Origin of the sequence: Xanthomonas cucurbitae (assembly GCF_002939885.1) — a bacterium.
Lineage (GTDB): Bacteria > Pseudomonadota > Gammaproteobacteria > Xanthomonadales > Xanthomonadaceae > Xanthomonas > Xanthomonas cucurbitae.
On record NZ_MDED01000130.1, the window covers coordinates 1 to 502 of the forward strand.

Genomic DNA, 502 nt, shown 5'->3' on the forward strand with positions numbered 1-502 from the left:
AAATGGGAGAGCGTGAAGCTGCTGGTGGAGCGGGGGGCGGATGTAAATGCCAAGAGTCAGGGTGTTCCTATCCTTTTCAATTATGCTGCTCGTGGTGGTTTTGAGCAGGCCTACTGGCTACTTGAACATGGTGCAGATCCAGGAGAAGGAAGCCCCCCTCCGCTTCCAAAAAATCTTTCTATCGTAGAAAGTATTTTTTGGCACCCTGGCAATCCAAATGATCCAACCTGGCAGCGCAAGTGCCAGCAATGGTTGTTGCAGCGGGGCTACCAACGCCCCCCTTTACCTGAAAATTTCCGAAGTATGCGTAAATCCTTCGGCTTCCCATCCGAAGAAAAAGACATTCCGTTACTTTGATCGATCACTGAAGAAGGATTTTTCAAATGTCGACTCTCGCAGACCACCAGCATCAGCGCACCGTACTTGAGCAACTGCGGACTAGCAGCGATCCAATAGCCCGGCAGCATGCCGAAGAATTGCAACCGCTCTATCACGACCGTGA

At 51.0% G+C, this 502-nt stretch carries 1 pseudogene; it reads left to right on the forward strand.

Going from position 1 to position 502, the window contains the following annotated elements:
• A pseudogene (locus XcuCFBP2542_RS19050) lies at positions 1-357 on the forward strand (ankyrin repeat domain-containing protein); the annotation flags it as partial.
• Positions 358-502 lie beyond the last annotated feature (145 nt).